This is a genomic window from Azospirillum sp. B4, assembly GCF_000333275.1.
Taxonomy (GTDB): domain Bacteria; phylum Pseudomonadota; class Alphaproteobacteria; order Azospirillales; family Azospirillaceae; genus Nitrospirillum.
Genome location: NZ_BACU01000590.1, coordinates 19282 through 41483, shown reverse-complemented (window position 1 = coordinate 41483; position 22202 = coordinate 19282). Strand labels below are relative to the sequence as shown.

Genomic DNA, 22202 nt, shown 5'->3' with positions numbered 1-22202 from the left:
GCACCGGCCGGCTGCGGGCCCCCGCCCAACCGCTGTTCCTGGGCAACGCCGGCACCGCCACCCGCTTTTTGACCGCCGCCGTGGCCGCCGCCGTGGATGGCACGGTGGTGGTGGACGGCGACGCCCACATGCGCAAGCGCCCTATCGCCCCCCTGGTCACCGCCCTCAGGACCCTGGGCATCGACATCGACGCCCCCACCGGCTGCCCGCCCGTCACCGTCAACGGCCAGAAGGGCTACGCCGGTGGCCGGGTGGAGATCGACGGCGGCCTGTCCAGCCAGTATGTCTCCGCCTTGCTGATGATGGGCGCCCTGGGGTCCCAGCCCACCGACGTGGTGCTGACCGGCGCCGACATCGGCGCCAAGGGATACGTCGACCTCACCACCGCCGCCATGGCGGCCTTCGGCGCCAAGGTCAGCCACCCCAGCGACACGGTGTGGACCGTGGCCGCCACCGGCTACACCGCCGCCGATTTCCATATCGAGCCCGACGCGTCGGCCGCCACCTACCTGTGGGCGGCGGAGGCCTTGACGGCGGGATCGATCGACCTGGGCACCCCGGCGACGGCCTTCACCCAGCCGGACGCCAAGGCCTACGACTTCATCCGTTTGTTCCCCCACCTGCCGGCCGTCATCGACGGATCGCAGATGCAGGACGCCATCCCCACGCTGGCGGTGCTGGCGGCCTTCAACGCCACGCCGGTGCGCTTCACCGGCATCGCCAACCTGCGCGTCAAGGAGTGCGACCGCGTGGCGGCGTTGGCGACCGAGCTGTCGCGCATCCGCCCCGGGCTGGGGGTGGAGGAAGGCGACGACTTGGCTGTGGCCAGCGACCCGGCCCTGGCGGGCCAGAGCCTGCCCACCCGCATCGAGACTTACGCCGACCACCGCATCGCCATGAGCTTCGCCCTGGCCGGCCTGAAGATCCGCGACATCACCATCCTGGACCCGGGCTGCGTCGCCAAGACCTACCCCGGCTACTGGCGGGCCCTGGCCAGCCTGGGCGTCGAACTGGTGGACGCGGGCTGATTCAGACCAGCAGCGGCAGCGCCTCGGCAAAGGACAGCACCCAGGCGCGCTGCCCGTCCGTATCCGGCACGGGCACGCCCCGGGCCTGGGCGATGCGCGCGAACGCCTCTGACACATCCAGGCCGGCGCAGGCCATCACGCCAGCCGCCAGCAATGACGACCGCCCGATACCGGCACGGCAATGCACGGCGATGGAACGGCCGCCCATCAGGTCCTGGGAAAGACGCCGCACCAAGGCCGCCATTTGGCGCCGCGACTCCGGCACGCCGCGATCAGGGATGGGGAGCGAGGTGAAGGCCAGCCCCCGCCCCCGGCACAGCGCCTCCTCTTCCCCGAGCGCCAGTTCCCTGACCTCGCCCGGTTCCAGCAGGCTGACCACCTCATCGACCCCGGCGGCGCGCCAGCCGCGACCTCGTCCTCCAGCCAATCGCCCGCCCGGGGCCGTGCCATGATGGCCAGGCGGCCCGTCCAGGGTAGGCCATCGACAGCCATCCAGTAGAGCGTTGGTTGCAATCGTTTCCCCTTATCGGACCATGCTTGCCACCATCGTCCAACCAACCGCTCTTCTTGCGGTTGCAATGGTACCCCGTTCAGCCGAGACTGCGGACTTCGCGACCGCCAGTCAACGGCGGCGCGCCCCTGTTTCAGGGAAGGACGGACCAGACACATATGGACGATGCGGTGTTGTCAAACAGCGCCCTTACGCGCCTGCGGCGGGGGCGGATGTTCATCGTCCTGCTGATGCCCATCGTCGCGGCACTGCTGGTCCTCAACCTGGCGGACTATTGGAGCCTCAGCCCCGTCATCGCGGGCCGGAGCATTCTCGCCTGGCTGGGTCTGCCGCCCGCCTCCTGGGAAGGCATCCGCATCCTTCTGTTCCTCGCCTTTTTCGGGCTGGCCCTGCACCGCTATTTCCGCTTCATCGAAAAGTCCTTCGTTCGTCCCCGCCCTCCCGCCGGCGTTTCGCCGCTTTCGCAGGCGGTGGAGACGGATAAGGACACGTGAGGGCGATTGAAGCATCGCCAGCCGCCGTTGACGGTCGGCGCACATCAGTCTACATTGTAGAAGAAATAGCGGAGCGGGCTTGGCGCGATGGGCAGAAACACCCTGGGCACCCTGGAGCAGGCGGTCATGATGGTCATCCTGGCGCTGGGCGACGGCGCCTATGGCGTGGCCATTCGCGATGAACTGAGCCGCCGCACCCGGCGGGAGCACACGCTGGGCGCGGTCTACACCACGCTGGACCGGCTGACGGCCAAGGAATTGTTGGTGTCCTACCTGGGGGAACCGACGCCGACGCGTGGGGGCCGGGCGAAGCGCTATTTCAAGCTGACCGGTGACGGTCGCCAGGCGCTGGATCACGCCGTCAACACCCGTCATGAGTTGGAGTACGGCCTGGGCCTGGCGGGCAAGGGGGCCTGAAGCGATGACGACGCCTTCCCAGACCTGCGACACCGTCGTCACCACCACCGTCCTGCCCCTGTTCCCCCGCCTCTGCCTGATGCTGGTGGCCACCCCCGATGAGGTGGAGGACCGTATGGGCGACTTGGAGGAATCCTATGTCAACGCCCTGGCGTCCCTGGGACCGGAAGCGGCCCTGGACCGTTATCGCCGCGACATCGCCTCCTGCGTCCTGGCCATTGCCAGCCGGCGGTTTGAGAATCTGGTGCTGCTGCGCTTCCTGGACCGGGGCCGTCTGCTGCTGTCGCTGGCCGTGGTCATCCTGGCCGGCGCCGTCTGCTATGGCATGATGTCGGTACTGGTGCCGAACCCATGGTGGGCACAGGCGGGCCTGCCGATCTATCCTGGCCAGTTCCAGGGCTTCAACCCATCCGATTATCCCGTCTGTCAGGCCTGGACCGATTACCAGGGCAATAACCGCATGGCACGGGACCTGTACCGGCGTGGCGTCCACGTGTTGCCGATCGCGACCCAGGACGCGGTACGCTCAAGGGCCGGGCAGAATCTGTCCGTCCTACTGCCCCGGACGGCCAAGGTGGTGGCCATCTACTGCGGCACCGCCCGGCAAAGCGCGCCCATCGAGGAATGTTCCCGGGGCGGCTGCGACGCCGGGCTCGCCCCCTTCATCGAGGACAGCGCCTATGCCAACGGGCGTGTCCTGACCCTGGGCATGGCCACCCGCTCCACCGCCCCCGAGGACCATGTGACCGGCCATTTCTGGGTGGCCTGGCAGGACACGACCCCCACCCCCTGAACCATCCGTTTCGCCATCCTCGGCGCGGCGCATCTATTTCTTCTACATTGTATAAATAATAGGGAGTGCATGTGCCATGAGCACAGCCATGTCGCTGGAGACCCCGATGCCGTTTCCCGTTGAGACCATGAGCCGACTGCTGGCGAGCCTGATCTCGGCCACCCTGTCCTGCTGCCTGGTCTATGGCCTGTTGAACGCCTCGATACCGGACCCATGGTGGCGGCAGGCGGGCCTACGCACCAACCCCGGCAATTTCGTCAGCCCCAACCTGGTGGACTATCCCTTCTGCCAGGCCTGGACCGACTACCAGGGCCAGAACCGCATGGCGCGGGACCTGGGCGGCCAAGGCGTCAGGATCACCGAGGTGGAGACGCGGACCGCCATCCGCCCGGGACGGGAAGAGAACCTGCTGGTGGAACTGCCGGGGACCGCCCAGGTCGTGGCCGTCTATTGCGGCATCTCACAGGACCGGGCCCCCATGGGCGAATGCGCCCGCTATGTCTGCGGTGACGGGGTCGCCACCTTCATCGCCGACAGCATGTACACGGGAAGCCAGTACAGCGGCACCCGAGAGACCGGGAGCCGGATCCTGGCCTTGACCCTCATGAACAAGCGGGCCGAAGCCCGGCGCCAGACCGTGGCCCATTTCTGGGTGGCCTGGCGGGACACCGCCCCGCCCCCTGGCCTGCCCCCTGCACCGCCCCCTGCCCAGTCTCTTCAAATGGGCACATCCCAGGCGGGGCTGGGCATGCCCCCGGCAGGCGCCCCGAAGACCATCCCCAACCCGACCTGATATGGCACAGAGGGGCATGCGGCTATGAAGAGGGCGATGGTTCGTGTTGCTTTGATGTTTTTTCTGACGGTCGCATCAGTCCTGGATGTTGAAGCGCAGGACGTGCCGCCGATGGGCGTCGGCGTATGGTCCATCTGGGGCACGCGTGCCACCTTTGTCCAGGACGGCGCGGTGCCGGGCGGCAACGCCGTCACCGCCGCCGCGCGCCGGGATGAAAACGGCGACCCCTGGGCCAGCGGCGCCGGTGCCTCCATTCCCCTGGCGCTGAAGGCCGGTACGCGGGTCAGCGCCACCTTCTGGGCCCGCGCCGACCGGCCGGTGGCGGTGCCGATCATGATCAACGGCGCCGCGCCGCCCCACACCGCCCTGGCCAGCCGGACGGTCGACCTGGCGCCGGGGTGGCGCCCCATCACCCTCAGCGGCGCGGCACCAGCCGACTGCGCCGCAGGTACTCAATTCCTGACCCTGCATCTGGGCAGGGTGCCGACCGACGTCTTGCTGGGCCCTGTGCTTTTCCAGGCAGGCGAGGCCAGCGATGCCGACACCCAGGCGGTGTTCGCCAGCTATCGGCCGTCGCACTTCATTCAGGATGTCCCAATCCCGTCGGACCCTGGCGTGGTGCTGGCCGGACGGCTGAAGATCCCGGGGCGGAGCGGTCCAGGCCCCTTCCCGGCCGTCGTGCTGCTGAATGGCAGCGGGCCCGGCAAGCGGGGGACCTTCTCCCTGGTGGAGGACAGGCTGCTGGCCCTGGGCATCGCGACATTGGATTACGACAAGCGCGGAGTGGGCGATTCCACGGGCGATTTCGTGGATACCCTGGATCTGATGCAGCGGGACGCGGAGGCGGCGGTGGCCTACCTGCGCGCGCGGCCGGACATCGACGGCGCGCGCGTCGCGCTTCTGGGATTGAGCCAAGGCGCCTATGTCGGCCCTGCCGTCGCAGCCCGCGATCCCGGAATCGCCGCCGTCGTCATGCTGGCGGGCCCGGCTGGTGAGAGGGGCACGCTGTTCACCGACGACATGCGGGAGAAGCTGGCCCAGGGCGGCATCGTGGGAGATGCCAACGCGCGGGCCGTCGCCACCCTGCAGACCCTGTACGCGGCGCGCATCGCGGCAGCACCCGCCACGGTGACAAGCCCCGCGCGTCAGGCCCTGATCGACGCCTTCATCGCGGGTGGCTGGAGCTTGGACCAGGCGAACGCCGTGGTGGCGGAGTTGGACACCCCCGCCGTCCTGTCGATGTACCAGGCGGCGCCCAATGAGGCGCTGGCCAAAATCCGGGCCCCCGTCCTGGCCCTATACGCCGGGCGGGACCCCTACATCGCGACGCCGCGCGCGCTGCCGGAGGCGCGGGGCGCCCTACGCGGCAACCCGGACGCCACGGTGCTGGAGATACCCGGCGTGAACCACGGCTTCCAGCACGTCGACACCCACACGCCGGGGCCGATGGAACCGGCGGTGTCCGCGCCCGAGGTGCTGACCACAGTCGGTAACTGGCTGAAGGCGCGCCTCCACCCAAACGAAGTGGAATGATTTATTTCGGCGTGTCGGCGGCCGGCTTCTTCCTGGACGCCGGCTTCTCCGGCTTGCCATCCTCATCCGTGGGCGACAGGAAGAACAGGTTGCGCAGGAAACCCGGGGCCAGCACGGCCAGCGGGTTGACCGAGACGTCCAGATCGTCCAGCGGCCCCTTCACCCGGTAGGTGGCCGACAGCAGGCCCTGCCCTTCGCCGCCAGTCAGCAAATCCCCCACCAGGGGAATGGCGCCCAGCAGTTTGTTGAGGGTGGAGAAGGGCACGATGGTGCCCTGCAGGTCGGCGGTGCCGCGCCGCATGTTGATCTCCCCCTCCATGGTCAGGCCGATGGCGGCACCCGAGGTGCGGACGTCATGGAAGGTGACGCCGGTGTCGGTCCAGTGGAAGCCGCCCTCCAGCTTGCTGAAGGTGATGGGAGCGCCACTCATGAAGTCGGAGAAGCCCTGGAAGCTGGCGGCGGAGAGCAGGCGCGCCATCACCGGCGCCTCCACCACCTGGTAGTCGGTGACGTCCAGGGTGCCGTCCACCACCTCATGCGGGTCGCCGGGCATGCTGTGGCCCTTCACCACCAGCTTGCCGCCGCGCAGGTGGTCCAGCACGTCGAACTGCTGCAGGGCGGCGCCGGCGTCGTCCGATGTGATGGTCAGGGCCATGGCGTCGCCATCGGGGACATAGCGCAAGGCCAGGTGGCCAGCGTCGTTCTTGCCGACGCGCGTATCCAGCGTGACGGAACGCCAAGTGCGCCCCCGGCGGGAGAACTGGCCCTTGGTGGCGCCAACCTCCCGCCCGCCGCCGGCTGTCACCACCCGGTCGAAGTTGAAGTCGATGTCCAGCGGGGGCCGCGCGTCCAGCGCCTTCAGCTCCGCCTCGGTCAGGGGACGGTTGCCGTTCCCGCCGGCGGAGCGGCGGAAGGGCCGCGCATCCATCGACGGGCCGGCCGCCTTCACCCGCATGCCGCCGCCATCGTCCACGTCCACCGTCATCGCCAGGTCGGTGCGGCCCTGGCGGTAACGGTCCACCGCAAGGTGGCCGATGGAGAAGTCATGCTTCAAATCGATGCTGCCCGAGGCCTCCATGCCGTCCGACTTCAGCTGGAAGCGGGTGACGTGCAGGGGGCGGCCCTGGTCGAAGCCCACCTCGACATGGCCGGAGGCCGGCGTGCCCGGCACCTTGCGCCAGTCCATCAGGCCCACGCCCAGGGCGGCGCGGGTGAGGTCCAGGTCCGCCAGGATCGTCTCCTGATGCTGGGCGTCGCGGGTATAGACCATGCTGACGCCCACCGGTCCGCGCAGCCAGTCGGGGAAGTCCAGGTGGAAGGTCTGGCGGTCGCGGTCGCTGGCGGTGGCCTGCACGGCGACGCGGGTGCCGATCGGCGCCTCCTCCGGGAAATTCTCCCGCCACAGGATATGGGCCGGCATGCCGTTCAGGCGGGCGGTGCCGTTGGTGTCCATGCCCTTGTTGTCCAGCACCAGGGTCAGGTCGCCGTCCGTCGCCTTGATATCGGCCACCAGGTTGTCCGCCGCCACGTTCCTCAGGTGCGCCTGCACGCCCAGCTTCACCTGGTCCATCTTCAAGGTGGCGACCAGCGGGAAGTCGAAGCGCAGGGTCATGTCGGCGGTGCCGCCCACCGCGGCCGGCACCAGCCCGACCTTCTTGGCGTAACCCAGGGGTGGGGTGTCGATGACGGTAAGGGCGGAGGCGATGGGCCCGCTGACGGGCAGGGTCATCTCCATCTTCTGCAGGGATTTGTCCAGGCCGGTGATGTCCAGCTTCGACGTGCCCAGCGACAGATCCAGCAGATGGCCCCGCGTGAGTTCGATCCCCAAGTGGCTGCCGTCGAAGGTGGCGGTGCCGGCCACATCCTTCACCTTGGGCATGCCGTCCATGTAGTTCACGGTGGCGCCGGCGAAGGCGAAGGTCGCGGCCATGCGGGTGGGCGCGAGGTCCGACAGGTCGGCCGGGGCGTTGCCGTCCAGGGCGAAGGTCACCTTGTCGAAGGCCCCGTCCGACAGGTTTTCCATGATCCAGGCGCGCGGCTTGGGCAAGGCGTCCAGGGGCCACAACGCGTCCAGCGCGTTCAAGGGCACGGCCTTGATCTCGGTGGACAATCCCACCCGGTAGCTGCCGTCGTCGCGTTTCGTGGCCTTGCCCGTCAACGCGATGGTGGATCCGGGCGCGGTGCCGTTGGCGCCAGGCAAGGTCAGGTTAAGGTGGGTGAGGGTCAGCCCGCCCGGCTCCAGCCGCGCCTGCAGATCCAGGTTGGACACGGCCAGCGGCGCCTTCAGGCGGCCCGGCAGGGTGACGGTGCCGGCGGTGCCGCTGAGCGCCAGGTCGAAGATGCGGGGGGAGAAATCGGACGCCAGGTCCAGGGTGATGGTGCCGGCCAGCGGCATGTCGATGCCGCCCACCGCCGCCAGCACGCCGTCGGACGCGCGCGTGACGCGGGCCAGATCGGCCGGACTGACGCCGGAGAAATGGGCCACGGCGCTGACCGTGCCGTCGGAAAGGCGATAGCCCAGATCGGCGGCCACCTGGGTCATGTGTCCGCCCAGATCCACCCACAGCTGGGCGGTGCCGCTGATGCCTTTGCGGTCGCGCGTCAGGGCGATGTCCGCCCGGGGGGCGACCCACACCAGGCCCAGTTGGCGGTTGTCCACCGACAGCCGCGCCTCCGACACCACCAGCTTGGTCAGGGCGCCCAGCGGCTCCAACGGATCCGGCGGCCGCTTAAGGGCCGCCAGCAGATCGGCCATGAAGTCGTTGCCGTCGTCGGTGTCGTCGTCCGACAGCAGGGCCAGACGGAAGCGGCCGTCCACCTCGCGGATGGCGTTCAGGCGCGGGCGCACCAGCACGATGCGGGTTGGCGCCAGGCGGCCGTGCAGCAGGGCCGGCACCGACAGCGCCACGCGGAATTCCGGCAGCGTCGCCACGGTGGCGCCGCCCGTGCCGGTCAGCACCACGTCGTCGGCCAGGATCTCCACCGCCGCCCCCTTGGGCGCCCTGGCCAGCAGCACCTTGTGGACGGAGATGTGCAGCGGCCCATCGGCGTTGACCGCCTGCTCCAGATAGGGCGCGAACCAGGAGATGGGCATGGGCCCGCGGCTGAGCCGCCACGTCAGCAGGCCTACGGTGACCAGCGCCACCAGCAGCACGCCCGCCGTCAGTTCCAGCAGCACCAGGGCCACGTGGCCCACCACGCCGCGCCGCCGGCGCCCTTTGGGCGAAGGGAGGGGAGGCGTTGGCTCGGGAGGCCGCCTTCCGGGCACCTGCAACCCGGCCGGCGCCTCGGAAGGCGCCTCGGCGGGTGGGATGGGAGGCGTCGGACGAGGCAAAGGTTCAGACTTCCGGCATGACTTGACCGCGTCGGGGGCCCGCGGGCACTCTGCCCCGGTTCCCGCCGACACGAACGGCGAACTGGGCTTCGCTCCCCGAACGCGCGTCGGTTCCAGCAAGATAGGGCTGGTTGGACGGGTTACACGGGGGCACGGCCCAATTCCTGGCATAGCCCGGTCAGATATCCATGTTCAATGCGAAATCCCTACCCCAGGCGGCAGATACCGAACTTCTGGCCCGCGGCCTGGAGTCCTGGCACCGGCGGGCGGAGGATTCCGGCGATGCCGGACTGGCCGAATTCGCCAGCACCTACGCCGCCGATGCCAACGGTTCCGCCCTGCTGCGGGCCATCCTGGGCAACAGCCCCTTCCTGGGCCAGGCGCTGCTGAAGGAACAGGCCTTCTTCCGCCAGGTGGTCACGCTGGGCTTCGACGCGGCCTTCATGGATCTGCTGGAAGGATTGTGGACCGAGGTCGGCGGCCCCACCGCCACCGACGGGCTGATGAAGGCCCTACGCGTGGCCAAGCGCCGCGCCGCGCTGCTGATCGCCGCCGCCGACATATCGTCCGCCTGGACGCTGGAACAGGTGACCGGCGCGCTGAGCCAGCTGGCGGAGGCGGCGTTGCGCCTGACCGCCCGCCATCTGCTGCGCCAGCTGGCCGCCAAGGGGGAAATCCGCCTGCCCGATCCGGAGAACGATCCGGAGGCCGGCAGCGGCCTGATCGTTCTGGCCATGGGCAAATTCGGCGCGCTGGAACTGAACTACTCCAGCGACATCGACCTGATCGTGCTGTACGACGACGGGGTGGTCCAGGCCCGCGACCCGGATGAGATGACCCGCACCTTCGTGCGCCTGGCGCGCGAGCTGGTGCGCATCATGGAGGAGCGGACGGTGGACGGCTATGTCTTCCGCACCGACCTGCGCCTGCGCCCGGACCCCGGCGCCACACCGCTGGCCGTCTCCGTCTCCGCCGCCGAGGCCTATTACGGCAGCCTGGGCCAGAACTGGGAACGGGCGGCCATGATCAAGGCGCGGCCGGTGGCCGGCGACCGCAAGGCCGGCCAGGACTTCATGGGCCTGATCCGCCATTTCGTCTGGCGCCGCAACCTGGACTTCGCCGCCATCCAGGACATCCATTCCATCAAGCGCCAGATCGGCGCCCACAAGGGCCACCGCGACAAGGCGGTGAACGGCCACGACATCAAGCTGGGCCGGGGCGGCATCCGTGAGATCGAGTTCTTCGCCCAGACCCAGCAGCTGATCTATGGCGGCCGCGACCCCCATCTGCGGGTGCCGGCCACCATGATGGCCCTGGACGCCCTGGTGGCGGCGGACCGGGTGGGCGAGTCGGCGGCGGAGGACCTGAAGGCCGCCTACCGCTTTCTGCGCCGGGTGGAGCACCGGGTGCAGATGGTGGACGACCAGCAGACCCATAAGTTGCCGGTGGACGATGCCGGCGTGGCCGCGATCGCCACCTTCCTGGGCTATGCCGACGCCGACGCCTTCCGCGCCGAGCTGCTGGCCACCCTGGGCCAGGTGGAGGACCGCTACGCCGCCCTGTTCGAGGAGGCGCCGCCCCTGTCCGGCCCGGGCAACCTGGTCTTCACCGGTACGGACGACGACCCCGACACCATCGCCACGCTGCGGGGCCTGGGCTTCCAGAACCCGGCGGTGGCGGCGGGGCAGATCCGCGCCTGGCATCACGGCCGCTACCGCGCCACCCGCAGCACCCGGGCGCGCGAACTGCTGACCGAGCTGGTGCCCAGCCTGCTGACGGCGCTGGGCGGCACGGCCCAGCCGGACCAGGCCTTCCTGAAGTTCGACGAGTTCCTGGGCCGCCTGCCGGCCGGCGTGCAGCTGTTCAGCCTGTTCTACGCCAACCCCAGGCTGCTGGAGTTGCTGGCCCTGATCATGGGCACGGCGCCCCGCCTGGCCGACAGCTTGGCCCGCCGGCCGTCGCAGCTGGACGCCGTGCTGACCCCGGGCTTCTTCGAACACCTGCCGGACGCGGCGGAACTGCGCGAGGGCCTATCCCGCCAGCTGGCCGACGCCCACCATTTCGAGGAGGTGCTGGACCTGACGCGGCGCTGGACCGGTGACCAGCGTCTGCGCGCCGGCATCCAGATCCTGCGCCACCTGGCGGACGGGGACCAGTGCGGCCCCTTCCTGACGGAGGTGGCGGAAACGGCCCTGGCCGTGCTGCAGGACCGGGTGGAGGCGGAATACACGCCCCGCCACGGCCGGTTCGCCCCCACGGGCGCGGGGACAGCGGGGACGGCGGGCGCGGGAACGCCGGGCGCGGAATGCGGCATGGCCATCCTGGCCATGGGGCGGCTGGGCGCGGGCTCGCTGTCGCTGGGGTCGGACCTGGACCTCATCACCGTCTACCATGTGCCGGACGGGGCGGAGCAGTCGGACGGGCCCAAGCCGCTGTCACCCAGCGAATACTTCATCCGCCTGACCCAGCGCCTGATCAACGCCATCACCGTGCCCACGGCCGAGGGGGCGCTGTATGAGGTGGACATGCGCCTGCGCCCCTCCGGCAACAAGGGGCCGCTGGCCGTCAGCCTGGACGCCTTCGTCCGCTATCAGCGGGAAAGCGCCTGGACGTGGGAGCACATGGCCCTGACCCGCGCCCGGGTGCTGACCGGCCCGCCCGCCCTGCGGGCCCAGCTGACGGCGGCCATCCGCGCCGTGCTGGTGCAGCGGCGCGATCCGGACAAGCTGCTGGCCGACGTGGCCGACATGCGCGCCCGCATGGACAGGGAGCACCACACCAAGGACCCGTGGTCGGTCAAGCACGTGCGCGGCGGCATGGTCGATATCCAGTTCCTGGCGCAATACCTGACCCTGCGCCATGCCGCCGACCATCCGGACATCGTCACGCCCAACACCACCGACGCCCTGGCCCGCCTGCGCGATGCCGGACTGATGGAGGCGGCCGACGCCGACGCCCTGATCGATATCCACCGCCTGTGGCGCCGGGTGCAGGCCTTCCTGCGCCTGACGGTGGCGGGAGAGGTCAAGGTGGCCGACGCCCCGCCCGCGCTGCGCCTGGCGCTGGCGGCGGCCGTGGGCGATGGCCTTGACTTCGACGCGGCGGAGGCGAAGATCCGCGCCGCGGCGGCACAGGCCCACGCCCTGTTCCAGAAGGTGGTGGAGGAGCCCGCCGCGCGCCTGCCGGCACCGGCGCCTTGATCCAACCGGCGGGGATCCAACCGGCGGGGATCCAACCGGCGGGCTGGTCCGTATCAGTCCCCGTCGTCAGTCCACCATCGCAAACCTCGGCACGAACCCAGGCCCGAACCCAGGCCCAAACCCAGGAAGGAAAAGCACCATGGCCGTTGAGGTCGGAACCCCCGCCCCTGATTTCACCATGCCCACCGATGGCGGCGGCAGCGTCACCCTGTCGTCCCTGAAGGGCCGTCCGGTGGTGCTGTACTTCTACCCCAAGGACGACACCAGCGGCTGCACCGCGGAGGCCTGCGGCTTCGGCGAATCCCTGCCGCATTTCGAAAAGGTGGACGCCACCATCATCGGCGTGTCCAAGGACAGCGTGGCCAGCCACGACAAGTTCAAGAAGAAGTACAACCTGCCCTTCACCCTGGCGTCGGACGCCGACACCACCGTGTGCGAGGAATACGGCGTGTGGGTGGAAAAGAACATGTACGGCCGCAAGTACTTCGGCATCGAACGCGCCACCTTCCTGATCGACAAGGACGGCCGCGTCGCCCAGATCTGGCGCAAGGTCAAGGTCCCCGGCCATGTCGACGCGGTGCTGGCGGCGGTGCAGGGGCTGTGACATCCTGATGTGAGCAAGGCGAAAGAGTTCCGATGTCCCGAGTCAGCTCGCTCACCGTCACCGGTTTCAAATCGATCCGGAGCTTGCGCGACTTCAAGCTGAACCCGTTGAATGTGCTGATCGGCGCCAATGGCGCGGGGAAAAGCAACTTCATCAGCCTCTTTCGCCTGCTCAACCAGATGTATGAGCAGCGACTTCAGACTTACGTCCAAGTCCAAGGTGGCCCTGATGCCCTTTTGCATTTCGGCCGAAAGACAACGGATCGCATACATATCCAATTCCATATTGAGAACAGCGGATATGTGTTCGATCTGGTCCCTACAGTAGATAATCGCCTGATCTATGAACGGGAAGAAAGCTGGTTCGGACCATATCGTGATGCACCTACTCTTCTAAAAACAAGCCACGCCGAATCAAATCTAAAGGAAGCAAGCAATAAATATGCACTCCACATAGGAGACTCGGTGGGTAACTGGCGTGTCTATCATTTCCATGATACGGGCGAAACCGCGCGAGTTAAGCAGCCCCACGCCGCCAACATCAATCTCCGGCTGGAAACGGACGCCGGCAATCTCGCGGCCTATCTGACGCTGCTTCACCAGAAGCACCCCCTGGCATACCGACGCATCGTCGAAACAATCCGCCTCGTGGCCCCCTTCTTCGGTGACTTCGTGCACCGGGAGGATGCCGAGTTCGTGGAGCTGGAGTGGACCCAGGCGGGTCGGCCAGATACGCCCTTCAAGGCGCACATGCTCTCGGACGGCACCTTGCGCTTCATGTGCCTGACGACCCTGCTGCTGCAACCGACGTCCAAGCTTCCGGATACCATCCTGATTGATGAGCCCGAACTGGGCCTGCACCCCTACGCCATTTCGGTATTGGCCGACATATTCAAGCAAGTGGCGGAACAGCGCCAATTGATCGTGTCCACGCAGTCGGTCGAACTGGTCAATGAACTGGCGCCCGAGGACATTATCGTCGTCGATCAGGAGGACGGCGCCTCAACCTTCAAGCGCTATTCCGAAGAGGAATTGGCCGGCTGGCTGCAGGAGTATTCCCTGGGTGAAATCTGGAAGCGGAATATTTTGGGCGGGAGGCCCTGACCCGTCATGGAGGTCATCGTCTTCGCCGAGGGCCCGACGGAAGAGCAATTCATCAAACGGATCGTCGCCCCCACGCTGCGGGGCCTGGGCGTTTTCCTGAAACCCCAGTTGCTGAAAACATCGCGGGACGCCAAGGGCGGTGCCGTGACGTTCGACCGGCTGAGATTCAATGCGCGCAACACCCTGCGCCAATATACCGACGCCGTCCTGACGACCTTTCTCGACCTTTATGGCCTGGATACCTCGTTTCCCGGCCTTGATCAGTCCAGGCGGTTTACGGACCCGCTACGCAAGGCGGAAAGCGTGGAAGTCAGCCTGGCGGCCGCGATTGTCCAGGAGGTTGGATGCGAACCCGGCCGGTTCGTTGCTCACATCCAGCCCTATGAATTCGAGGGATTGCTCTTTTCCGATGTCGAGGCGTTGGCAACGACGGAGCCAGGCTGGAGTGCATATTTGGCGAAGCTTCAGAAAATTCGTAAGGGTTTCCAGACTCCCGAACACATCAACAACAGCTTCGACACCAAACCATCCCGGCGCCTGGAAACGGCCCTCAGCCCCAAATACCACAAGACCCGTCATGGCCCCCTGGCTGCGGGGCATGTCACATTGGCGGCTATGGAACGGGAGTGCGCCCACTTCCATGGCTGGATGGACAAGCTGAGAGCCTTGGCCCCACAGGCGGGGGCGGATGGTGGTGATGCGCTTTCGTCGGACCCTCAAAGCGGCGCCCAGGGATCGTAGGTGCCGAAGCTCCAGCTGTTCCCTTCCGGATCGCGGGCGTGGTAGCCGCGGCCGGGGTAGCCTTCATTGTCATGCGGCGCGGTCACGATCTCCGCCCCGGCGGCGCGGGCCCGGTCATGATGGGCGTCCAGGTCGTCGACGACGACGTAGACGCACGCCGTGACGCCCCCCGCCTCCGCCGCCGTTTTCCAGCGATAGGCGTCGGTGGATGGCCCGGGCCGGGCGGATCCCAGCATGACCATGCCATCCCCCAGCGTCAGCTGGGCGTGATGGATCAGGCCGGGGTCCTGGTCGTCGGCATAGACGGCATGGCGTTGGAAGCCGAAGGCGGCGCACAGGAAGTCGATGGCGGCCGGCGCGTCCTGATAGCGCAGGCAGGGGATCAGGGAATGGGTGGGCATTGCGTTCAGTCTCCTGTCGGGCGGCTTGATGCCGCCGCCCGGACCATAGCGCACGACGACGCGGCCTGGATTGGATCTAACTTACCTCTCCGATTCCGGCCTCCCCAATTCCGGCCTCCACCAGGCCGCCGCCGTCGGGCAGGGACCGGGCCAGGTATTGCCCGGGCGTGAGGCCAGCGAATTCGCGGAATTCCCGGATCATGTGCGACTGGTCGCAATAGCCGGCGTCGATGGCGATACCGGCCCAGCCGCCGCTGCCCCCGTCCGGCGGGGTTGCCCCCAGCCGGTTGGTCAGCGCCTCGAACCGTATCAGGCGGCGGTAGGTGCGCGGGCCCACGCCCAGCGCGTCCTTCACCCGGGCGGCCAGATGCTTGGCGCTCCACCCGATCTCTCGCGCCACATCGGCGATGTCCAGGTCGGGCCGGTGGCGCAGCAGGGCCAGCGCGTGCATCTGCGCCCGCGGCAGGCCCGGCATGGCGGCGAAACGGCGGGTCAGCGCCTCATCCAGGATCGCCATGCGATGGGCCCCCTCCGGCGCTTCCGCCAACGCCTGGCCCAGCCGCGTCGCCGCCGGGCCCAGCGCCGCGTCCAGGGGCACCACGCGGTCGACCAGCTCCGTCAACGGGCACCCCAGCAGGCGCCGCAGACTGGAAAGCGGCAGGAAGACATGCATCCCCGCCTGGGTCCCGCCCGACCGGGACAGCGCCGGCGCCAGGTGGGCGCCGGCCACGAACCCCTGCCCGGCACGCAAGGTGATCCGCCGCCCGTCGCCGCCCACGATGTCTATCGGTTCCGCCAGGTTCAGGATCAGGACGGCCTGGGCATGCGGCAATTCACGGCGGGTGGTGAAGCTGGTCCGTTCGCGGTAGTCGGCATAGCCGTCCACCAAGCCGGACAGGGCCGGCGGCGGCGCCAGGCTGGCCACATGCCAGGCGTCGCGCCCTTCATCGTGGCGGCGGACCGAAACCAGGCGTGATGACATGGCGTCCATGGGCAAGCCCCGGCAATGCGATGCCGCCCAGCTTGCCATAGTTCGGGAACTGACGCACCGTGCGGCGGCGTCTACGCGCTGGCGCTTTTCGCGCCAGCCCCCAAGGTGCCGCCCAGGCGGGCCAGGATTTCGCCGGCCAGGGCCGCGATCTCCTCCGACCCCTTGGCCCGTCGGTCGGTTTCCTGCAGGGACAGACCGTCCATCATGGCGCCGGCGAAGCCCACCCGGTTGCCAATGACCGCGTCGGCCATGGGCACGCCCAGGCCGGCCACCGCCTCCGTCAGGCGGTCGGCCAGCTTGGCGCGGGGGGGCACGCGGTTCAGCGCCACCAGCACCGGGCGCTTTTCCGCCTTCGCCATCTCCAGCGTCGGGCGGGTGGCCCACAGGTCCATCGGGCTGGGCTGCACCGGCACCACCACCAGGTTGGCCACGCGCACGGCGATGCGCGCCTCCGTCTCCGCATGCGGCGGGCTGTCGACCACAACCACATCATGTTCGCGGGCCAGGCGCTCCACCTCCTTCTGGGTGCGCCAGCCGTTGATCTGCATGTGGGTCAGGCCGGGATCGTCCAGGGTTTGCTCGCGCAGGCCGAACCAGGCGGTCAGGCTGCCCTGGGGGTCGATGTCCACCACTGCCACCCGCAGGCCGGCCAGCGACCAGGCCACGGCCAGCTGGATGGCCAGCGTGGTCTTGCCCGCCCCGCCCTTCTGCTGCGCGATGGTGACGACGTGTCCCGCCATGATGGCTCCCCCCGAGGAATGATCTGGCCGGCAGTGTGGACCCCGGCGCGGTGACGGGCAAGTGTGCAGCGCACAATGGATGATGCCTCAAAAGGGGGGGCCGGCCCTGCGGCCGCCGCCCTTGGACCCGGCGGGCGGGTGGGCTAGATAGGAGGCCTGCGATTGCCCAGCCGGACATTTCCGACTGGTTTCCGACCAGGTGCCGCCCGTGACCGAGCCCAGTTCCGCCACCGCCCACGCCGCCCCCGACATGTCCCCGCCCACGCCGGCGGCCCTGGCGCGCGCCGCCGAGGCGCTGGCCAGCGGCAGGCTGGTGGCCTTCCCCACGGAAACGGTCTATGGCCTGGGCGGCGACGCCGGCAACGACCAGGCGGTGGCCGACATCTTCGCCGCCAAGGGCCGCCCCACCTTCAACCCCCTGATCGTCCACCTGCCGGACGTGGCGGCGGTGGAGCGCTACGCCGTGATGGATGAGCGCGCGCACCAGATGGCGGACCTGTACTGGCCCGGGCCCCTGACCCTGGTGCTGCCCCGCCGGGCCAACGCCCCCCTGTCGCTGCTGGTCAGCGCCGGGCTGGACACCGTGGCCGTTCGCGTGCCGCGCCACCCCACCGCCCGCGCCCTGCTGCAGGCCAGCGGCCGGCCCATCGCGGCACCCAGCGCCAACCGCTCCGGCCATGTCAGCCCCACGGCCCCCATCCATGTGCGCGAGGAGTTCCCCGAGGGCGGCGGCGGACGCCTCGCCCTGATCCTCGCCGACGGCCGCTGCCCCGTGGGGGTGGAGTCCACCGTGCTGGACCTGTCGGGCGGGCATCCCGTGCTGCTGCGCCCCGGGTCGGTGACGCCGGAGGAGATCGAGGCCGTGCTGGGCCCCATCCAGCGCGCCGTAACGCCCGGCACGGGCATAAAGGCACCCGGCATGCTGGAAAGCCATTACGCCCCCGGCATCCCCGTCCGCCTGAACGCCGTCAACGCGGCCAAGGACGAGGCGCTGCTGGGCTTCGGCCCCGACCGCTTCGTCCTGGGCGGGGCGGAGCGGCTGAACCTGTCGCCCACCGGTGACTTGAACGAGGCCGCCGCCAACCTGTTCGCCATGCTGCGCCGTCTGGACAAGCCGGAACGCGCCGGCATCGCCGTCATGACCATCCCTGACGTGGGCCTGGGCCTGGCCATCAACGACCGCCTGCGCCGGGCGGCGGCACCGCGCTCCTGACATAGGCCACGACCGGAGCCGGTGGGCGGGCTTGGCGGGCGCGTTAGCACTTGATCCCGTGGGCCGGGACCGGCCACTCTGGCGGCCTTGATTCCAGATGAAGCCCCATGAGCACACCCGCCCCTAAGACCGTGCAAGATTGCCTGGCCGCCCTGACCGACCTGCTGGGCCCCGCCGGCGTCATCACCGACGCCGAAACGCAAGGCCCCTACCTGACCGAGGCGCGCGGCAATGCCGTCAGCACGCCCCTGGCCGTTCTGCGCCCGTCCACCACGGAAGAGGTGGCGGCGGTGGTGCGCCTGACGGCGGAGGCCGGCATCGCCCTGGTGCCCCAGGGCGGCAACACCGGCCTGGTGGGCGGCGCCCTGGCGGGTCGGGGTACCCTGCTGCTGAACCTGGGCCGCCTGAACCGCATCCGCGAGGTCGACGCCCTGGACCACACCATGACGGTGGAGGCCGGGGTCATCCTGGCCACCGTCCAGCAAGCGGCGCTGGACGTGGACCTGATGTTCCCCCTGAGCCTGGGGGCCGAAGGCAGCTGCACCATCGGCGGCAACCTGTCGACCAACGCCGGCGGCATCCTGACCCTGCGCTACGGCAACGCCCGGGCCCAGGTGCTGGGGCTGGAGGTGGTGCTGCCGGACGGGCGGGTGTGGAACGGCCTGCGCCGCCTGCGCAAGGACAACAGCGGCTATGATCTGAAGCAGCTGTTCCTGGGCGCCGAAGGCACCTTGGGCATCATCACCGCCGCCACCCTGTCGCTGGTGCCCCGGCCGCGGCAGATGGAGACGGCGCTGGTGGCGGTGCCGGACGTGACCGCCGCCCTGCGCCTGCTGAAACGCCTGCGCCAGGCCAGCGGCGACGCCGTGTCGGCCTTCGAGATCATGCCCCGCTTCGCCATCGATGGGGCCGCCCGCTACCTGGGCGAACAGAACGACCCGCTGTCCGAACCATCCCCCTGGTACATCCTGGCCGAGCTGACGGCCGGCACGGCCGGCGACGCCCTGCGGGAAACGGTGGAAACGGCCCTGGGCGAGGCCCTGGAGGCGGGGGAGGCCACCGACGCCACCCTGGCCGCCAGCGGCGACCAGCGGCAGAAGCTGTGGCGCCTGCGCGAGGGCCTGCCGGAGATCGGGCGCAAGGTGGGCGGCGCCCTGCACCATGACGTGGCGGTGCCCGTCAGCCGCATCCCCCAGTTCATCGAGCGCGCCGACGCCGCCGTGGCGAAACTCTCCCCCGGCGCCCGCCCTTACCCCTTCGGCCACCTGGGGGACGGCAACATCCACTACAACATCGCCCGCCCCGATACGGACGATCCGGCCGACCGCGACGCCTTCCTGGCCCTGGGCCCCACCATCATGCGGGCGGTGCACGATGTGGCGCTGGACCTCGACGGGTCGATCAGCGCCGAGCACGGCATCGGCAACAAGAAGCGCGATGAGTTGGCCCGCGCACGGACCGCGCTGGAAATCGAATTGATGGCCGGGTTCAAAAAGCTGCTGGACCCGCAGGATTTGATGAATCCTGGAAAAATCCTACCCCAATAGGCAGTGCGGCCACGCGACACCGGCCATAGGGGTAGGCGAATACTGACCTTTGGCGTCAATTGACGGCGACTCGGACAGCGTGAGACGCTGATCGCCCTGGATAAAGGAGCCTGTGGCGCCGCCGCCCGTGCCGGCGCGGTCGCCCTAAGAGAGGGAGAGAGCCTATGCCTGGCAAGACCTCGACCCCCAGCCCTTCCTGGCCCGTCGCGACATACCTCAGGTCGCTTCGGGGCAATCCCGCGGCGCGCCCCGTACCGCCGCATGACAACGGCCGGGACGCCCCGGCCAATCCCGCTGCCGCCCAGATGATGGGCAGCTGCGGCACCGCCCAGATGATGGCCGGTCGCGCCGAAGATCCGGCACTGGTGCACTTCTGACACTTGCGCCAGAAATGGCGCATGATCGTCATATTTAGCCGTTCGCCATAGTGCGTTCGGCCGATGGGCGGTATGATCTACCGCCATGAAGCCATTCATCACGACGTTCCTCTCGCTGCGCCAGCGGTCCGCGCCCACCCGCTACGCGGGCGCGGTCCTGCTGGTGTGCCTGTCCTTCGCCCTGCGCATCGCGCTGGATGGCATTCTGGACGGCTATCCCGTCGTGCATTTCTTTCCCGCCCTGGTCCTGGCCACCCTGTGGTTCGGGGTGGGGCCCGGTATGCTGGCCGTTGGCTTGAGCACGGTGTTCGCCCTGCCCTTCGTGGCGCCGGGGGACGACGCCATGCCCTGGATGCAACAGCTCATCACCCTGCCCGACCGGCTGGCCGCCCTGCCCGCCAAGGGCTGGACCGGGCCCGTACTGTTCGTCGTCATCAGCCTGGTGGTGGTGGCCATCATCGCCGCCCTGCACGACGCCCTGGATACGCTGTCCTCCGCCGAGCGGGAGCAGGCCATGCTGTTGCGGGAGATCTATCACCGCATCCGCAACGACCTGCAATCCGTCAGCAGCCTGCTGACGGTGGCGGAAGCCCGCGCCGGGGCCATGGAGGCGGGGGAACTGGCCAAGGCCGGGGAACGGGTGCGGGTGCTGGGCCTGGTTTATTCCAGCCTGCAACGGCTGCAACGCGAGCCCTTCGTCCCGGCCCGGACCTTCCTGGGCCAATTGGTGGAGAACCTGGCGGTGGCCCACGGCGCCGGCCGGCCCATCGCCTTCACGGTGGAGGTGGAGGATTTGAATCTTCCGCAGCGGGCCGCCGTGACCTTGGGCCTGGCCGCCAACGAGCTGCTGACCAACGCCCTGAAATATGCCTTCCCCCAGGGTCGCGCCGGCACCGTGGCGGTCCGCCTGGCGACGGAGGGGGGCAGTTGGGTCCTGCGGGTGGAGGATGACGGCGTGGGCCTGCCCACGGCGGAGGGCCCGGCAGAAGATTCCGCCACGACGGCGGGACCGGGCAAAACCCACCGCGCCGGCCTGGGCCATCTGCTGCTGGAACAGCTGGCGCGACAAAGCGGCGGCCAGGTGGGCCAGATCAGCGACAACGGGCTGAAAGCGTGGCTGGCCGTGCCGGTGGCCCCGGCCGCTTGAGCGTATCCGGCCGGCGCCTTGAAGGCTGATATCAGGCGTTCAGCATATAGGCGGCGGCCATGTTGGGCGCACGGTTGGTGGTCATGCGCTGTTCCTGCTGGCTGTAGCCATCGTCCTTCTGCTGGTCGTCGTCATTCTCGGTGGGCGCGGCCAGGGCGTTCAGCATCATGATGGTGTAGGTGGACAGCGGCATCTTGGAGCTGCTGGCGCCCCGCACCATGTCCCACGGCTGTGAGGTGCTGTCCGCCGCCTGGACGGTGCCCAGGGTGGTGGACCCGGCATATTTGTCCGTGCCGGTGGCGCCCGTGCCCTCGAACTTCTTGGCGAAGCGGTCGTAGACCTGCCCCAGCGACAAGGCCTTGCCGCTGTCGCTGTAGAACACGGCGTCGTTGGCGTCGGCCGCGTCCGGCACGACGGTGTCCGCCGCCTGGTTGGGGTTTTTCTTCAGCGCGTTCAGGAACTTGGCGGCGCCGCCGGCACCCAGGAAATGGGCCAGGTACAGCTCGGTGCTGCCGATGGTGCCCCCCACCTGCTGCTGCAGGGTGGTCCTGTTGTCCTGGGCCAGCGCCGCCGCCATCATGGCGGAGGTGTTGGCATCCTTGCGCAGATCGAGAATCTTTTGCCGGGTGGCCGGATCGGACACGTAGGCGCTGCCGTCGCCCCGGGTCTTGATGGCGCTGGCGTACTGGCCCAGGCCGACCTCGGCCCCGTGCTGCTGCACCATGTTCAGCCACGTGGAGTCGGTGAACTGGTAGAGGCCGGTGGCGCTGCTGGTGCTGGCCTTGGCGTTCACGTTGTAGCCGCTTTCCACCGAGGCCTGCTTCAGCAGATAGGAAAAATCTACCCCGGCCCTGGTGCTGGCCTGCTGGACCGCCGCCACGATCTTGGCGGGGGCGGAGGACGCCAAACCCTGTGCCGCAGTCAACTGCGTGGTGGACAGTGCGCTGTTCACGACCGGACCTCACTAACCTGGAAAGCGACCGGCCGAGGGGGCCGATCCGATGTTGGCCCAACAGGAAAGCAAGGGGCGTGCCAGTCCGTCACGGCTGGCGGGATCTCATCCGGAATCGCGCCGGCCCTTGCCCGGCCGCCGCCATCCCGGCAGGATGGCACCCGCGTCGACGGGACGCGGCCCTTCCGCTCAATGATCGGGCCCGCCCGCCCAATAACATTGAGCATGCCCGCCGGCCGTGCCGGGCCCCGTTCCCCCTTGTCCTGAAGCGATGGGGTGTGTC

At 68.9% G+C, this 22202-nt stretch carries 20 protein-coding genes; 14 read left to right on the top strand and 6 right to left on the bottom strand.

Annotated features, from left to right (window positions below):
- The coding region (locus I55_RS26830) for a 3-phosphoshikimate 1-carboxyvinyltransferase (protein ID WP_044563789.1) at positions 1 to 1028 on the top strand (1028 nt) is incomplete at its 5' end.
- Position 1029: 1 nt separating this feature from the next.
- Here the strand turns inward: I55_RS26830 and I55_RS26825 are convergent.
- Positions 1030 to 1455: a protein-tyrosine phosphatase family protein gene (locus I55_RS26825; RefSeq protein ID WP_159107285.1), complete on the bottom strand. Its 426-nt coding sequence runs from the start codon at positions 1453 to 1455 to the stop codon at positions 1030 to 1032.
- Positions 1456 to 1751: 296 nt separating this feature from the next.
- Between I55_RS26825 and I55_RS26820 the strand changes: the two genes are divergently transcribed.
- From I55_RS26820 to I55_RS26800, 5 genes are all read left to right on the top strand, one after another.
- Positions 1752 to 2033, top strand: a complete 282-nt coding sequence (locus I55_RS26820) for a hypothetical protein (protein ID WP_148293989.1) — start codon at positions 1752 to 1754, stop codon at positions 2031 to 2033.
- Positions 2034 to 2120: 87 nt separating this feature from the next.
- Positions 2121 to 2450: a PadR family transcriptional regulator gene (locus I55_RS26815; protein WP_044563787.1), complete on the top strand. Its 330-nt coding sequence runs from the start codon at positions 2121 to 2123 to the stop codon at positions 2448 to 2450.
- 4 nt (positions 2451 to 2454) lie between these two features.
- Positions 2455 to 3243: a hypothetical protein gene (locus I55_RS26810; protein ID WP_044563786.1), complete on the top strand. Its 789-nt coding sequence runs from the start codon at positions 2455 to 2457 to the stop codon at positions 3241 to 3243.
- Between the two features lie 76 nt (positions 3244 to 3319).
- Positions 3320 to 4036: a hypothetical protein gene (locus I55_RS26805; RefSeq protein ID WP_148293988.1), complete on the top strand. Its 717-nt coding sequence runs from the start codon at positions 3320 to 3322 to the stop codon at positions 4034 to 4036.
- A 111-nt stretch (positions 4037 to 4147) separates the two neighbouring features.
- Positions 4148 to 5569 (top strand): S9 family peptidase, encoded by a 1422-nt coding sequence (locus tag I55_RS26800; RefSeq protein WP_148293987.1) that lies wholly within the window; start codon positions 4148 to 4150, stop codon positions 5567 to 5569.
- 1 nt (position 5570) lies between these two features.
- Here the strand turns inward: I55_RS26800 and I55_RS26795 are convergent, their stop codons facing one another.
- On the bottom strand, positions 5571 to 8768 hold the full coding sequence (locus tag I55_RS26795) for an AsmA-like C-terminal region-containing protein (protein ID WP_044563783.1): 3198 nt from the start codon (positions 8766 to 8768) through the stop codon (positions 5571 to 5573).
- A 323-nt stretch (positions 8769 to 9091) separates the two neighbouring features.
- Between I55_RS26795 and I55_RS26790 the strand changes: the two genes are divergently transcribed.
- The 4 genes from I55_RS26790 (at position 9092) to I55_RS26775 (ending at position 14551) form a co-directional block, all read left to right on the top strand.
- Positions 9092 to 12103: a bifunctional [glutamine synthetase] adenylyltransferase/[glutamine synthetase]-adenylyl-L-tyrosine phosphorylase gene (locus I55_RS26790; RefSeq protein WP_044563782.1), complete on the top strand. Its 3012-nt coding sequence runs from the start codon at positions 9092 to 9094 to the stop codon at positions 12101 to 12103.
- A 139-nt stretch (positions 12104 to 12242) separates the two neighbouring features.
- On the top strand, positions 12243 to 12707 hold the full coding sequence (gene bcp / locus I55_RS26785; RefSeq protein WP_044563781.1) for a thioredoxin-dependent thiol peroxidase: 465 nt from the start codon (positions 12243 to 12245) through the stop codon (positions 12705 to 12707).
- A 32-nt stretch (positions 12708 to 12739) separates the two neighbouring features.
- Positions 12740 to 13810, top strand: coding sequence for an AAA family ATPase (locus I55_RS26780; protein WP_044563780.1), 1071 nt, complete (start codon positions 12740 to 12742; stop codon positions 13808 to 13810).
- A gap of 6 nt (positions 13811 to 13816) precedes the next feature.
- The gene (locus I55_RS26775; protein ID WP_064742543.1) at positions 13817 to 14551 is read left to right on the top strand and encodes a DUF4276 family protein; all 735 of its coding nucleotides are present in this window, start codon (positions 13817 to 13819) and stop codon (positions 14549 to 14551) included.
- On the opposite strand, the gene I55_RS26770 is transcribed toward I55_RS26775, so the two are convergent.
- The 3 genes from I55_RS26770 to parA form a co-directional block, all read right to left on the bottom strand.
- Entirely contained in the window at positions 14527 to 14952 is a 426-nt protein-coding gene (locus I55_RS26770) for a VOC family protein (RefSeq protein ID WP_044563779.1), read from the bottom strand. The genes I55_RS26775 and I55_RS26770 overlap by 25 nt on opposite strands.
- A 76-nt stretch (positions 14953 to 15028) precedes the next feature.
- Positions 15029 to 15934: an AraC family transcriptional regulator gene (locus I55_RS26765; RefSeq protein ID WP_148293986.1), complete on the bottom strand. Its 906-nt coding sequence runs from the start codon at positions 15932 to 15934 to the stop codon at positions 15029 to 15031.
- Positions 15935 to 16014: 80 nt separating this feature from the next.
- Positions 16015 to 16683 (bottom strand): ParA family partition ATPase, encoded by a 669-nt coding sequence (gene parA, locus I55_RS26760; RefSeq protein WP_044563778.1) that lies wholly within the window; start codon positions 16681 to 16683, stop codon positions 16015 to 16017.
- A 250-nt stretch (positions 16684 to 16933) separates the two neighbouring features.
- Here parA and I55_RS26755 point away from each other — a divergent pair, with 250 nt between their 5' ends.
- From I55_RS26755 to I55_RS26740, 4 genes are all read left to right on the top strand, one after another.
- Complete coding sequence (locus I55_RS26755; RefSeq protein WP_044563795.1) at positions 16934 to 17896, top strand: L-threonylcarbamoyladenylate synthase; 963 nt, start codon at positions 16934 to 16936, stop codon at positions 17894 to 17896.
- Between the two features lie 107 nt (positions 17897 to 18003).
- The gene (locus I55_RS26750; RefSeq protein ID WP_044563777.1) at positions 18004 to 19443 is read left to right on the top strand and encodes an FAD-binding oxidoreductase; all 1440 of its coding nucleotides are present in this window, start codon (positions 18004 to 18006) and stop codon (positions 19441 to 19443) included.
- A 164-nt stretch (positions 19444 to 19607) separates the two neighbouring features.
- Complete coding sequence (locus I55_RS26745) at positions 19608 to 19820, top strand: hypothetical protein (RefSeq protein WP_044563776.1); 213 nt, start codon at positions 19608 to 19610, stop codon at positions 19818 to 19820.
- A gap of 85 nt (positions 19821 to 19905) precedes the next feature.
- A complete protein-coding gene (locus tag I55_RS26740) occupies positions 19906 to 20967 on the top strand; it encodes a sensor histidine kinase (RefSeq protein WP_044563775.1) in 1062 nt (353 codons plus the stop codon).
- Positions 20968 to 20998: 31 nt separating this feature from the next.
- On the opposite strand, the gene I55_RS26735 is transcribed toward I55_RS26740, so the two are convergent.
- On the bottom strand, positions 20999 to 21919 hold the full coding sequence (locus tag I55_RS26735) for a transglycosylase SLT domain-containing protein (protein WP_148293985.1): 921 nt from the start codon (positions 21917 to 21919) through the stop codon (positions 20999 to 21001).
- Positions 21920 to 22202: the final 283 nt, after the last annotated feature.